This window comes from Trichocoleus sp. FACHB-6 (assembly GCF_014695815.1).
GTDB lineage: Bacteria > Cyanobacteriota > Cyanobacteriia > Cyanobacteriales > FACHB-T130 > Funiculus > Funiculus sociatus.
Genome location: NZ_JACJOY010000065.1, coordinates 11,569 through 23,657, shown reverse-complemented (window position 1 = coordinate 23,657; position 12,089 = coordinate 11,569). Strand labels below are relative to the sequence as shown.

General features: G+C 46.1%; 11 protein-coding genes. 6 read left to right on the top strand and 5 right to left on the bottom strand.

From position 1 onward, the window contains the following. Window positions 1-47 precede the first annotated feature (47 nt). Both H6F66_RS12275 and H6F66_RS12270 read right to left on the bottom strand, forming a co-directional pair. On the bottom strand, window positions 48-1,289 hold the full coding sequence (locus tag H6F66_RS12275; RefSeq protein WP_190421554.1) for a peptidoglycan-binding protein: 1,242 nt from the start codon (window positions 1,287-1,289) through the stop codon (window positions 48-50). Between the two features lie 237 nt (window positions 1,290-1,526). Next, window positions 1,527-2,675: a DMT family transporter gene (locus H6F66_RS12270; RefSeq protein ID WP_190421553.1), complete on the bottom strand. Its 1,149-nt coding sequence runs from the start codon at window positions 2,673-2,675 to the stop codon at window positions 1,527-1,529. 351 nt (window positions 2,676-3,026) lie between these two features. On the opposite strand from H6F66_RS12270, the gene sppA reads away from it, so the two are divergent. Together sppA and aroH are read left to right on the top strand one after the other, a co-directional pair. After that, window positions 3,027-3,848: a signal peptide peptidase SppA gene (gene sppA / locus H6F66_RS12265; RefSeq protein WP_190421552.1), complete on the top strand. Its 822-nt coding sequence runs from the start codon at window positions 3,027-3,029 to the stop codon at window positions 3,846-3,848. Between the two features lie 106 nt (window positions 3,849-3,954). After that, complete coding sequence (aroH, locus tag H6F66_RS12260) at window positions 3,955-4,341, top strand: chorismate mutase (protein WP_190421551.1); 387 nt, start codon at window positions 3,955-3,957, stop codon at window positions 4,339-4,341. A 48-nt stretch (window positions 4,342-4,389) separates the two neighbouring features. Here aroH and crtR read toward each other — a convergent pair whose 3' ends face one another. After that, window positions 4,390-5,274 (bottom strand): beta-carotene hydroxylase, encoded by an 885-nt coding sequence (gene crtR / locus H6F66_RS12255; protein WP_190421550.1) that lies wholly within the window; start codon window positions 5,272-5,274, stop codon window positions 4,390-4,392. Window positions 5,275-5,517: 243 nt separating this feature from the next. On the opposite strand from crtR, the gene H6F66_RS12250 reads away from it, so the two are divergent. Beyond that, the gene (locus tag H6F66_RS12250; protein ID WP_190421549.1) at window positions 5,518-6,342 is read left to right on the top strand and encodes a COP23 domain-containing protein; all 825 of its coding nucleotides are present in this window, start codon (window positions 5,518-5,520) and stop codon (window positions 6,340-6,342) included. 82 nt (window positions 6,343-6,424) lie between these two features. On the opposite strand, the gene H6F66_RS12245 is transcribed toward H6F66_RS12250, so the two are convergent. After that, window positions 6,425-7,240 carry an alpha/beta fold hydrolase gene (locus H6F66_RS12245; RefSeq protein ID WP_190421548.1) on the bottom strand — a complete coding sequence of 272 codons (816 nt, stop codon included), beginning with the start codon at window positions 7,238-7,240 and terminating at the stop codon, window positions 6,425-6,427. A gap of 125 nt (window positions 7,241-7,365) precedes the next feature. Then, the gene (locus tag H6F66_RS12240) at window positions 7,366-8,088 is read right to left on the bottom strand and encodes a lysophospholipid acyltransferase family protein (RefSeq protein ID WP_190421547.1); all 723 of its coding nucleotides are present in this window, start codon (window positions 8,086-8,088) and stop codon (window positions 7,366-7,368) included. Window positions 8,089-8,532: 444 nt separating this feature from the next. Between H6F66_RS12240 and metG the strand changes: the two genes are divergently transcribed. The 3 genes from metG to lptC all read left to right on the top strand — a co-directional run bounded on the left by metG (window position 8,533) and on the right by lptC (window position 12,065). After that, a complete protein-coding gene (metG, locus tag H6F66_RS12235; protein WP_190421546.1) occupies window positions 8,533-10,140 on the top strand; it encodes a methionine--tRNA ligase in 1,608 nt (535 codons plus the stop codon). A gap of 112 nt (window positions 10,141-10,252) precedes the next feature. After that, window positions 10,253-10,861, top strand: coding sequence for an NYN domain-containing protein (locus H6F66_RS12230; protein WP_190421544.1), 609 nt, complete (start codon window positions 10,253-10,255; stop codon window positions 10,859-10,861). Between the two features lie 40 nt (window positions 10,862-10,901). Then, window positions 10,902-12,065 carry an LPS export ABC transporter periplasmic protein LptC gene (lptC, locus tag H6F66_RS12225; protein ID WP_190421542.1) on the top strand — a complete coding sequence of 388 codons (1,164 nt, stop codon included), beginning with the start codon at window positions 10,902-10,904 and terminating at the stop codon, window positions 12,063-12,065. Window positions 12,066-12,089: the final 24 nt, after the last annotated feature.

Here is a 12,089-nt window from a genome sequence, read left to right as displayed (position 1 = left end):
AATGTGTTTTGGGTTGAGTTCTGAGTTATTTTAATTCAATCAAAACTCTATTGCGATCGCTCGTCTGATTTGTCTTCAGGGGAATTAGGCAAAGCTGCCTTATTCTCGGCACCAGGGATACTGCGAATCCGATTTAACTGACCCATAGCCCACCGCGCTGTTTCCTGAACATCGGAATTTTGATCCTCAGCAGCAAGGCGCAACAGCTGGCTAACTTGGGAAATCGTGTCATAGATTCTCGTCAAATCGCGAATCGCATTTTTCCGCACTTCCGGGCTTTCATCTTGCAATGAAATTGCCAGCGCCCGATTCATGGGTTTGAGAGTGCGCGTGCCAATTTGCGATAGAGCCTCCAATATTAAGCCGCGTTGCTGGGAATCTGAATCCATCAACAGATCCACTAATGGCTGTACTGCCCTAGAGTCTCCCCGTTGCGCCAGTTCCCAAATTGCCTTGCGTCGCTTTGTCAGATCGTTTCCCTGTAAATCTTTGACTAATTCCTCAACAATGTCGATTTTAGCCAGGCGAGTAGTTTCCCTGATAGGCGGTATTGTTTCTTTGGGCGGCTGGGGAGTTATTCCCTCGTCTGGATGACGTTTATCTGAAACGGTAAAAACAGAGGAATGAAAGCCGTTTTTGCTGTCGTTTTCTAGCGGTTGAATGTGGGTGTCGATGCCATTATTACTGGCATTTTCCAAGTCTAGATAACTGATTTCATCGGATAGTTCATCAGATGAGGCTTCTGGCTCCTCTTCGTGCCTAGTAGCGTTTTTCAACCATGACACAAAGAAGTACACTGCCAACCCTACCCCAGCAGATGCTAAAATCAAGCCCAGCACCCACAACAGAAAATTAGGGCGAGGTTTTGCCGCTTTGGGTTTTTGTGTAGGCGATGGTTTGGGCTGTGCAGCTAGAGATGTCTTGATATTCTCCCTAGTTGTTGAGCCAGCAACGCCATCAGCCGCTAACCCGGCAGATGTTTGAAATTTGGAAACTGCAACCGCTGTAGTTCGCCCATAGACTCCATCAACTGCCCCGTCGTAGTGTCCCAAACGCTTGAGTGCCTTTTGTAATTCGGCTACTTCCAAGCCTTGAGAGCCAACTGTGAGGACAGGTTGGGCGTCTGCGGCGTTTGGAGAACTTGCCTGAGCTAATTCTATGGATTGCGAACGGGTTGGTAAAGTAGCGATCGCTTGCTCAACACCTGAAAAGTTTTTGCCTGAAATGGGGATAAAACCCAGACAGGTGACAGATGTGACTAGAAGCAACGTTGAGCGATAGAGTATCATTTTGGGGAAACCTGTCTAAGCGATCAAAACCCGACAAGATCCTTTGCTAAGAGTTTTTTCTTTAGCTTCCAGTGCCAGCATGAAATTATAATTTCTATACAGTTAGTAAGCTTTTTATCCGCAAGATTTGGGGAAAAAGCTCGTTTGGTGGAATTGAAAATGATGCGCCGATCATAGCAAAAACTATTAATTTGCTCTCACATATTAACTTCTGCTTGGGAGCGATCATCTTCATTCCTACCGATTTTGCCACATCTCGGCTTCAGATTCTTTCAATTTTATCGGCAGCGACGCATAGGGTCGTTGTTCTGCGGCACCTAACAGGGGAATTTGCTCCTCAGACGTGGTTTCCTCACCGGAGACAATAGCCTCAACAGATGTGGATGATGAAGAGGAAGCCCAGAAGCTGCGATCGCTCCACTTTTGGGCTAGTGTCTCCCGCTGATTAATTAGATATATACTCACCAGGGTAAGACTGACTCCTGCCCACTGGAGGGGAGTCAGAACTTCTGACAACAGCAGGTTGCCAAAGAGTAGGGCAAACACTGGTGTCAGAAAAGTTAGAGAACTGAGACTGGTAAGACTGCCACTAGAGGCAAAGTAAAAGAATAAACCGTAAGCGATCGCGCTGCCAAATATTGTCGAATAGCTCAACGCCAGCCAGCCTAAGCTATCTAAATGCACCCACTGCTGGGTTTCTCCAATACCAGACAGCGCAAATAAAGGCAACCCGCCCAAAATCATGTGCCATCCTGTTGCCATCACCGGGTCGGCATATTGGCACACCTTCCTAATTGTCACCGTTCCCACAGCCATAGACAGCGCCGCCAACAGCATTAGCCACTGCCCATTTTCAAATAGATGCACCAAAGACGCTAAATTTAGCGTCTCTACCATCGATTGGGCGATCGCGTTTGGGTGTGAAAGATTGAAAATCCACTCTTGGGGCAACCCAATCAAACTAATACCCAGCACTCCCACTAATAATCCCAGCCAACCCCACAAACCAATGGTTTCACCAAACAACCAGCACGATAGCAAAGCTACTGCCAGCGGTTGAGAGTCAATCATTACCGATCCCAACCCCGCACCAGTTCTCACTAATCCCAGAGCCAAAAATCCCTGAAACAAAGCGCCATCAACCAAGGCAAACAAGCTAATCCACAGCCATGCACTAATACCTTTTGGTTGAGGTTTCCCCATCAAAAAGCCTGCTACCAATACCAAAAGACCCGCAGGCACCAACCGCACACCAGCCATAAACAAAGGTGTCGTGTTTGGGATAACGCCTTTCATCGCTACCATAGCCGTTCCCCAGAGAAAAAACGGGGCAATTAGTAGCAACGGTGCGAACGGGATTTTGGATTCTGTGTATTTTAGCTGCATAGAAGGGCTGAGGATGGGGAATTGGGGATTGGGGATTGGGAAAAAGTCTTACCTAGTCCCCAGCCCCCAATCCCCTTATTGTACTTAATATGTATTTCTGTTAAGCAACTTATATGAATTGTTGTGAGGATTACAAAAAAATATATATTTGCTATAAAACACCAGCTATGTTAGAGGAGAAATGGAAATAGACAAACAAGCCTAGGCACCAGTAGCCCACATAAACAGATGCGGATCGTGCAAACTAGAGAAAGGATCGGCATTTGTGTGGAAACGCTTACTGTTTCTAGGATTTGCTCTTTTACCTAACTCGGCTCATCCAATAATTCAAGATTCATTGCTTGACTGCTCATGATCTGGCCTTTTAAGCCCAAATTTCAAAAACAAATTGCTCGGATTGAAGTTACAGGCGCGATCGCTGCTGCCACCCGCAAACGGGTTTTGGAAGCTCTGAAAACCATTGAAGAACGACGCTTTCCCGCCTTACTGCTTCGCATAGATAGTCCAGGCGGCACTGTTGGCGATTCGCAAGAAATCTACGAGGCGCTCAAACGTCTGCGCCAGAAGGTCAAGATTGTTGCCAGCTTCGGCAATATCTCGGCATCCGGAGGAGTCTACATCGGCATGGGAGCCGACCACATCGTCGCCAACCCAGGCACGATTACTGGCAGTATCGGTGTAATTCTGCGAGGAAACAACCTGGAGCGCTTGCTAGAAAAAATCGGCGTATCTTTCAAGGTGATCAAATCCGGCCCCTATAAGGATATTTTGGCTTTTGACCGGGAACTTACAGAGCCGGAAGAGAACATTCTCCAAGATTTGATTGACAACAGTTATCAGCAGTTTGTCGAAACGGTTGCTGAGGGGCGAAAATTAGCAACAGAAAAAGTTAAAAGCTTTGCTGATGGTCGCATTTTTACTGGAGCGCAAGCTTTAGAACTGGGCATCGTAGACAGACTCGGAACTGAGGAAGACGCACGCCGCTGGGCAGCAGAATTGGTGGGTCTTGACCCGGAGAAAACCAAGTGTTTCACTATTGAAGAACGCAAACCCTTTTGGAATCGCGTGGTATCAAGTAAAGTTCAGGGGGTATCTGGTCTATCAGCTGGGATAGACTGGTTAGAATTTGAACTATCTACCAGTGGCCAGCCGTTGTGGCTATATCGACCATAGTTAGTGCTGAGTGTTGAGTGTTGAGTAAATTAAAACTCAGACGGGATATATCGCGTCTGGAACAACTCAAAACTTAAAACTATTTTAATATTCGGAGGACTTTTGCGTGGAGTGGCGAGTTAGAGCGATTCGCGGGGCAACGACTGCCTCAGAAAACACCGTTGAGGCGATGCGAGAAGTGGTGACAGAACTGCTGGATGAATTGGAAAAGCGAAATCAACTGCACCCAGATGAGATTATCAGTGCTACGTTCTCGGTTACTCGTGATTTAGATGCTGTCTTTCCCGCAGCGATCGCTCGTTCTCGTCCTGAATGGGACAATGTTCCCCTGTTAGATGTTCAACAAATGCACGTAGAGGGCGGACTGGAACGCTGCATCCGTTTCCTAATCCACGTCAATCTTCCAGCTTCTCACCCCCCCATTCACCATCCCTATCTGCGCGGTGCCAAAACCCTAAGACCAGATTGGGCGTTAGTAATAGGTAATAGGTAATTGGTAATTGGTAAATAGGAAAATATTTTTCCCAATCCCCAATCCCCATTAGCTAACACTTTTTTTGTGAAAGCGGATACCCAAAAAAACGTCGTAGAGGAAGCTCCGGAAATCTTTTCCTTGCAGCAGTCCTAGGGATTGATGACAGCCTTTTTCGTCTAACAGTGGCTTGGTGGCGTAATAAGCGTTCTGGTAGTTGTACCAGGGGATAGCAGGCCACAAATGATGAATTAGATGGTAGTTCTGCCCCATAATCAGCACGTTGAGAACTGAATTGGGGTAAACTCTGGCATTTTTCCAGCGATCGCGCTCTTGATGCGGACGATGCGGTAGATAATCAAAAAACAATCCTAGTGCCAATCCCACCACGGCAGCCGGTATGAACCAAAAATTCAGAATGTAGCCTAAAAAGTGATACTGAATTGAGATATAGAAAATAGACCCGACAAACAAGCGGCTTAAAAACCATTCCCAAAGTTCATGCTTGCGCCACAGCTGCCGTTGAAAGAAAAATATCTCGTGGTACAAAAAGCGTACCGGAATTAACCACAGGGGCCCTCCCGTAGAAACGTAATGATCCGGGTCGTTTTCCGGGTCATTCACATGAGCATGATGCTGCAAATGCACCCGCGTAAACACCGGGAAGGCAAAGACTAACATCAGCGCACTGCCATGTCCCATGATGGCATTAACTACCCGGTTACGATGGGCAGAATTGTGGCAGGCATCGTGAATCACCGTTCCTGCCATGTGCAGGGCAAGTGTATTAGTAGTAAAACAACACCAGTGAGGCCACTCCCAGAGCCAGTAACCGAAGTTTGAAACTACTAGCATCGCTACGGATGATACAAACATGAGTAGCGTTGGATTGAACTCTCCTGGCGGTTCCAAGTATTCGCGTGGAACTGTCAGCGGCTTTTGTGCCTCCGACATTGGTTTTTTCTCCTTTTATCTTCTATTTAAGGACTGCGCGGGAACTTTAGAGCGGTTTTCCCGTCATTGGTATTTAGGGGACACCGTAGACAATTACCGCTTGCCCGGATTTCTTTCGGGGCAGAGGTTATAGTCGCACCCTCGTAGTATACGCTACAAATGTCCATTTATAAAGATTTGTGAAAATAGCTCATTTTTTAAATGATGCTGCCAATAGTCAAGAAACTTCCTAAGAGGGTTGATATGTCACCACGGCTGTGTAAGTTGGCTTTCGTGCTTGGGTCTTCAGTTTTTCAAAGTCTGGCTTTATCCGTTGGCGTAACAATTCTACTGAGTAGCGGTGAAGCCAATGCTGGTTCTTTGATTCAAGCGCAACTACCAGATGTAGAAGACCAAAAGAAGACATCGCCTGGGGATGTTGAGGTAGAAACCAAGCCTGAGAGTAAAGAGTCTACCACAACCCAACCGGATGCGGAATCAGATAGCAAAACTGCCAACGAGTCGCGATTCACCTGTCAGGTTATGAGCGGGCAGTATACGGTGATGTACCATCCCAAGAGCCAACCAAGTCAATCTTATGCTTGGGCAACTCCGAGTCCTTTAGGCGGTGGTTGGACATCAGAGCGACGCTGTAACGAAATTAGTCGCAGGTTAGAATCTTATAGACCTGATGGTTTGCAAGAGATGCAGGCATCTGTGGAAAACAACTACAACGTTGTTTGTATCACCACCCAGAAAAACCCAGATTGTCGAATTGTGCTGACAGTACCACCGGGACAAGATCCACAACAGACACGCGATCGCGTCTTCCAAAACATTAGCATCGCCGACAGCGGACAGGTGACTCAAGGCGTGAATACTTTTGTCGGCGGTAGGGATGCTCAGATGCTCAGCGACTTATTAAACCTGGGTTTGTCTTCCCTGGGCGGCAATTCCCGAAATCGTCCATCTCAAAATATTAACCTGCGACCTTTCTTAGATCCATCTGACGGTGGTACTGGCACCCAGTTGAGACGAGGAATACCCGCACGATCCAACCCTCGGCTGAATCCCAATAATTTCCGTTAAGGACTGATGCCTGATTTTTGCTTTGGTTGAGAAGCGATCGCTTCTCAACTTCTCAAGCTATTGAGCGCATATTCTCAGAAAGTTAGGATGAAATATTCGCAAGATTTTTTTCCCGACTTTCTAAGAAATTTTCCGCTTTCATAATTTCGTAGAGGTTGACATCTGCTTCCAGAAGGCAGGCGTGACCGCAACGAGGCAAGACAAGCATTTTGGCGTTGGGTAGGACGGAAGCTAAATGTTGAGCCTCAGCTACAGAAGGCAACAAGCGGTCTGCGCCACCAGCGATCACCAGTACAGGTAAGTTAAGGCTACGCAGCTTGCTTTCCTCCATGTGAAAGTCTCTCACTAAGGAAATTCGCCAGATAATAGTTTTCGGCGGTACTGACCGAACGGCATCTAGAAGCGCTTGGCGATCGCTTGGTAAAATTCTTTCCAAATGAGCCAAAAACGGTAAAAGCCAAACTGCTCCCAGACGATAAATTAACTCTGGCACCAAGTGAGTTAGTTGCGATCCCAATCGCAGCCACGGTCTTTGATTAAGAGAAGAAGCTGGGTTAACCAGAATCATCCGGTCAAACAGTTTAGGCGATCGCTGTGCCACTTTCATCGCCAAGCAGCCGCCAAATGACTCGCCGCACAGGTAAACTGACCGATTTGGTTGTTTTTTTAGTTCTGCTTCCACCAGAGCCACTACCTGCTCTGTGAGTTCTTCCCAGCTGGTCAAATCATCGGCGGGTATCGCCAAACAGCGGATATCAAAGCCTGATTCTAATCCAGTCGTTTGCGATCGCAGCAGCTGACCTGTACCATCCATACCTGGAAGGAACACAAACAGCGGGTGATCTTGATTCATCCGGCTGGGGGTAAGGAAACAAGGACGGCTTTTAACTTCTGGCATTTTTTAACGTCCGTTTAAAAAACAACTTGTGAAAAATTAGAATCAGTTGCTAATTGCTCGCTTGTTGAATAGTCAATCTGGTAGGTATTTATCCTCATTCTATGGGATAGCCCCACCCTCTTCCACTAATAACAACCCTGACGCAGTAGATCAGCAATTTCCTGATGACAGTAATTAGACAGATCGGCAACAACTGATTTTGCCTGCTTTCCTTGATATTGTTCCCGCATTTGGGGAGAAATCCAACGCGGACGACCAATTAAAACGTTAGTCCGACGATAAATAACCATCGGGTGCCAGCCGGGGCTGTCGAAAAGCGGCTCTGAACGGTCAAAGAAACTTAACAAACGCAGTGGCACCCCTGAATTGATGGTTTCTTCCAAGGATGCGATCGCCACTGGCAAAACGGCTAAATTCTTCACAGGCGCTCGTAATGCCAGATGAGCAAATCCCCGTTGGAAATCCCCCATTTTATTAGGCGGTGTCACCTGCACCATCGGTTTAGCTCCCTCTGGAAACACCCCAACAACCTGACGATGCTGCAACAGTTGAATCGCCTTCTCAAAAAAACCTTTCTGCCGATGTTCAGGGGCTTCTAAAGGAAAACACCCCAACTGATTAACAATCTCCCGCATCACAGGCACTTGCCCCATATAGTGATGGCAGGCAAAGCGAATCGGACGTTTGATCGCCCCCATCAGTAGCGGTGCATCGATAACACTGCGGTGATTGCTCACAACCAGTACAGGACAGTCATGAGGAACCCGATCCTCATGGTATACATACATCCGCGTCGAGAGAGTCGAGAGCAGAAATTGAGAAATTTGTAAAGGGCTATCTGAAAACATTCTTTAAATGTAAGCAATAATCAACAGGCGTAAGGAAGAGTAGAGCGGATAGTAAAAGGGATGGATGCGATCGCAACGCCACCTTTAACGGGCAAGACTTCCTGTGCTTAGGCTAGAAGCATTTTCCTTACTTCAGTTAGGGTACGGCACTGCCGTCTTCCAACACTTCGCACTCAACCCTTACTTTCCCAACGCCAACTCATTAACTTTTCTTAATACAATTATTAACCTTATTTTCCTGGGGTTTACGAATCTCTTAAGGCAGAACTTTTTAGTAAAGAGTGTTTAAGTGTTCTGGGCAATTTCTTAGCCATAAAGCGTATAATTTTATACTTGCTTAACTAAATTTACTTAAAAACATCTAGAAAAGGTAACGAAAAAATCCAAAATAACCGTACCCTTGGATATGATCGAAAGCAAATAATCTAGTTGTTTTTTATATCTATGAGTGTTAACGATACAAGTAAAAGCACATCTGCTATTACCACACCGCTGTATTATGTGAACGACGTACCCCATATCGGCAGCGCTTATACAACCATAGCTGCGGATGTCGTGGCTCGGTTTGAGCGACTACGCGGCAAATCCGTGTTATTGATTACAGGCACGGATGAGCATGGACAGAAAATTCAGCGGACAGCAGAAACTAATGGACTTGCCCCGCAAGCTCACTGCGACAAAATTGCTGATACTTTCAATACACTTTGGCAAAAGCTTAACATCAAGCCCGACCGATTTATCCGCACCACAAATTCCCGCCATCAAGCGATAGTCAAAGAATTTTTCCAGCGAGTCTGGGAGAAAGGTGACATCTACCTTGGTCAACAAAAAGGTTGGTACTGCGTTGCCTGCGAAGAATTCAAAGAAGAACGTGACCTCCTAGAAGGACACCGTTGCCCTCTGCACCCAAATAAAGAAGCCGAGTGGCGAGACGAACAGAACTACTTTTTTCGACTCTCCAAGTACCAAAGCCAGCTGGAAGAACTTTATCAAAAGCAACCAGATTTTATCCAGCCAGAAAGCCGCCGCAACGAAGTTTTGAACTTTGTCAGCCAAGGACTTCAAGATTTCTCTATCTCGCGAGTAAATTTAGACTGGGGTTTTCCAGTACCAGTCGATCCCAGCCACACCATCTATGTCTGGTTTGATGCCTTGGTTGGTTACATAACAGCATTGCTCGATCCTGATATGGAACCAACACTAGAGAATGCTTTATCCAAGTGGTGGCCGATTAATATGCACCTGATTGGTAAAGACATTCTGCGGTTTCATACAGTTTATTGGCCGGCAATGTTAATGTCAGCTGGTTTGCCTCTACCCGGCCGGGTGTTTGGGCATGGCTTTCTCACCAAAGACGGGCGGAAGATTAGTAAAACTCTGGGTAATACTGTCGATCCGGTCGATTTAGTAAACCGTTACAGCGCTGACGCTATTCGTTACTACTTTCTCAAGGAGATTGAATTTGGACAAGACGGAGATTTTAATGAAACCCGGTTTATCAATACCCTGAATGCAGACTTAGCAAACGACTTGGGAAACTTGCTTAACCGAACCTTAAACATGTTCAAAAAATATTGTAACAACGAGGTTCCCAATTGCTCAGGAGAAGACATTCCCGCTGACAATCAGCTCAAAGCGATTGGCTCTGTTCTAGGTGACAAAGTTACTCAAGCTTATGAATCCTTGGCTTTCAGTCAAGCAAGTGAAGCCATCTTCACTTTGATTCGAGCCTGTAATAAATTTATTGATGAACAGGCTCCCTGGAAGTTATACAAGCAGGGACAACAGCAGGCAGTAGAACAAGTGCTGTATGCTGTTCTTGAATCTGTTAGACTGGCAGCTTATCTACTTTCCCCAATTATTCCCAACATCAGCAACGACATCTACCAACAGCTAGGCTTTTCAATTGACTTTAACAACAAATCGTTAACAGATGTTACAGAACCGTTCGTTACTCATAGCGCTTGGGGAACACTAACTCCAAGACAGAAGTTGGGGGAAGCTAAACCAGTCTTCGCCAGACTGGAACAACCCCAAGCTGTTTCGTCTTAGCTACTAGCTGTTAGCTTTTTTCTGCTGTCTTTTGTCTTTTGTAGCTTAACTAATGACAAATGACAACTGACAGCTAATTACTTTTTTCATAAAAAACCGAGGCATAACAATCATGTTGAATAATTTCACCACTAATGATTCCGTATTCACGCCGGAACAAGTTTTAGAAAATCGGGGTCGGGTTGCCATTTTTATTGATGGATCAAATCTGTTTTATGCAGCGTTGCAGCTGGGGATTGAAATTGACTACACGAAGCTGCTGTGCCGATTAACCGCAGGATCTCGGCTGCTGCGATCTTTTTTCTACACTGGTGTTGACCGCACCAATGAAAAGCAACAAGGCTTTCTGCTTTGGATGCGTCGCAATGGGTATCGCGTCATTGCTAAAGACTTGGTACAGCTGCCTGATGGCTCTAAGAAAGCCAATCTAGATGTGGAAATCGCAGTTGATATGATGGCTTTAGTGGGGTCTTACGATACAGCGGTTCTCGTGAGTGGGGATGGGGATCTGGCTTACGCGGTTGATGCTGTTAGTTATCGGGGTGTCCGGGTCGAGGTTGTGAGTCTGCGTTCAATGACCAGTGACAGTTTGATCAATGTGTCAGACCGTTACATTGACCTCGATGGTATCAAAGAAGATATCCAAAAAACGCCCCGACAAAACTACACTTACCGTCCGCTTTCTGGGATCGGTTTTATGGACGATCAGGAAGAAAGGTAGGGTCAAAGACAAAAAAATAATTGATAGAAAGGCAGAAGGAATGAAAAACTTACAAGTTAGTAAAAAGCTATTTCTTTTGCCTTTTGCGTTTTGCCTCTTACCGGGTTTATTGGTTGGTTGTAATCCGCAAAAACGTGCAGAAAAAAAGTTACAGAAAGATACTTCCTCTGTGACAGATTTCGAGGGGAGTTTGGTATTTAACGATGTAACTTTGGATCAGGCGGATGAGCAGGGACGACCGCTGTGGAAAGTGCAGGCGAAGAAGGCGGTTTACACCAAAGATAAGAAAACTGCCCGCATTCAGAATCCAACAGGCGATTTGTTTCAGGATGGGAAACTGGTTTTGCAAATCAAGGCCAAGAGTGGAGAAATTCAGGAGGATGGAAAAAAAGTATTTCTCAATGGTCAAATTGTAGCTACCGATCCGCGTAATGGTGCGGTGCTAAAGGGAGATCAATTAGAGTGGAGACCGAAGGAAGACCTGTTAATAGTTCGTGACAATTTGGTAGGAACTCATAAACAGCTGGATGCTGTGGCTAACGAAGGAAGATATTTTAGTCGATCGCAGCAATTGGAATTAATCGGCCAGGTTGTAGGAACGTCGAAAGACCCAGTGTTACAAGTGAGAACGGAACACTTGATTTGGCAGATTCCTCAAAAGATGGTTATAGGCGATCGCCCACTCCAAATTAATCGCTACAAAGGTCAAACTGTGACAGACCAAGCTTTCGGCAACAGTGGTCAGGTAAACCTGAACACAAAGACGGCGACGCTGAAGCAGAATGTCCAGATAAATTCTTTGGAACCGCCGATGCAAATAGCTGGTAATTCTGTCACCTGGGATTTAACTACGGAAATGGTAACGTCAGACCAACCATTAAAGGTTTTCCATCGGCAGCAGCAAGTGACGCTGACCGGAAATCAGGGTCAGGTAGATTTGAAGGGAAAAGTTGCTCGTCTGAGTGGAAATGTCAGAGGCGTTGGTACTCGAAATCAATCCCAACTTCAAGCAGATCGGGTGAGTTGGAATATTTCTACTGAGGAATTTGATGCTGTAGGTAATGTGACTTATAAACAAGTTAATCCGCCCCTGCACTTGACAGGCCCGCAAGCTGCCGGGAGGTTACAGGATCAGACGGTTGTCGTTACTGGCGGCGGTGGTGCTAACAGCGGCGGCAGAGTGGTGACGGAAATTATTCCTTAGTTAGTGGCTAATGGCTAATTGGGA

Bases quoted from the DNA above. Each gene is read 5' to 3' on its own strand.
- H6F66_RS12275 (WP_190421554.1), bottom strand. From the start codon at position 1,289: ATGATACTCTATCGCTCAACGTTGCTTCTAGTCACATCTGTCACCTGT.
- crtR (WP_190421550.1), bottom strand. From the start codon at position 5,274: ATGTCGGAGGCACAAAAGCCGCTGACAGTTCCACGCGAATACTTGGAA.
- H6F66_RS12245 (WP_190421548.1), bottom strand. From the start codon at position 7,240: ATGCCAGAAGTTAAAAGCCGTCCTTGTTTCCTTACCCCCAGCCGGATG.
- sppA (WP_190421552.1), top strand. From the start codon at position 3,027: ATGATCTGGCCTTTTAAGCCCAAATTTCAAAAACAAATTGCTCGGATT.
- lptC (WP_190421542.1), top strand. From the start codon at position 10,902: ATGAAAAACTTACAAGTTAGTAAAAAGCTATTTCTTTTGCCTTTTGCG.
- H6F66_RS12250 (WP_190421549.1), top strand. From the start codon at position 5,518: ATGTCACCACGGCTGTGTAAGTTGGCTTTCGTGCTTGGGTCTTCAGTT.
- H6F66_RS12270 (WP_190421553.1), bottom strand. From the start codon at position 2,675: ATGCAGCTAAAATACACAGAATCCAAAATCCCGTTCGCACCGTTGCTA.
- H6F66_RS12230 (WP_190421544.1), top strand. From the start codon at position 10,253: ATGTTGAATAATTTCACCACTAATGATTCCGTATTCACGCCGGAACAA.
- H6F66_RS12240 (WP_190421547.1), bottom strand. From the start codon at position 8,088: ATGTTTTCAGATAGCCCTTTACAAATTTCTCAATTTCTGCTCTCGACT.
- metG (WP_190421546.1), top strand. From the start codon at position 8,533: ATGAGTGTTAACGATACAAGTAAAAGCACATCTGCTATTACCACACCG.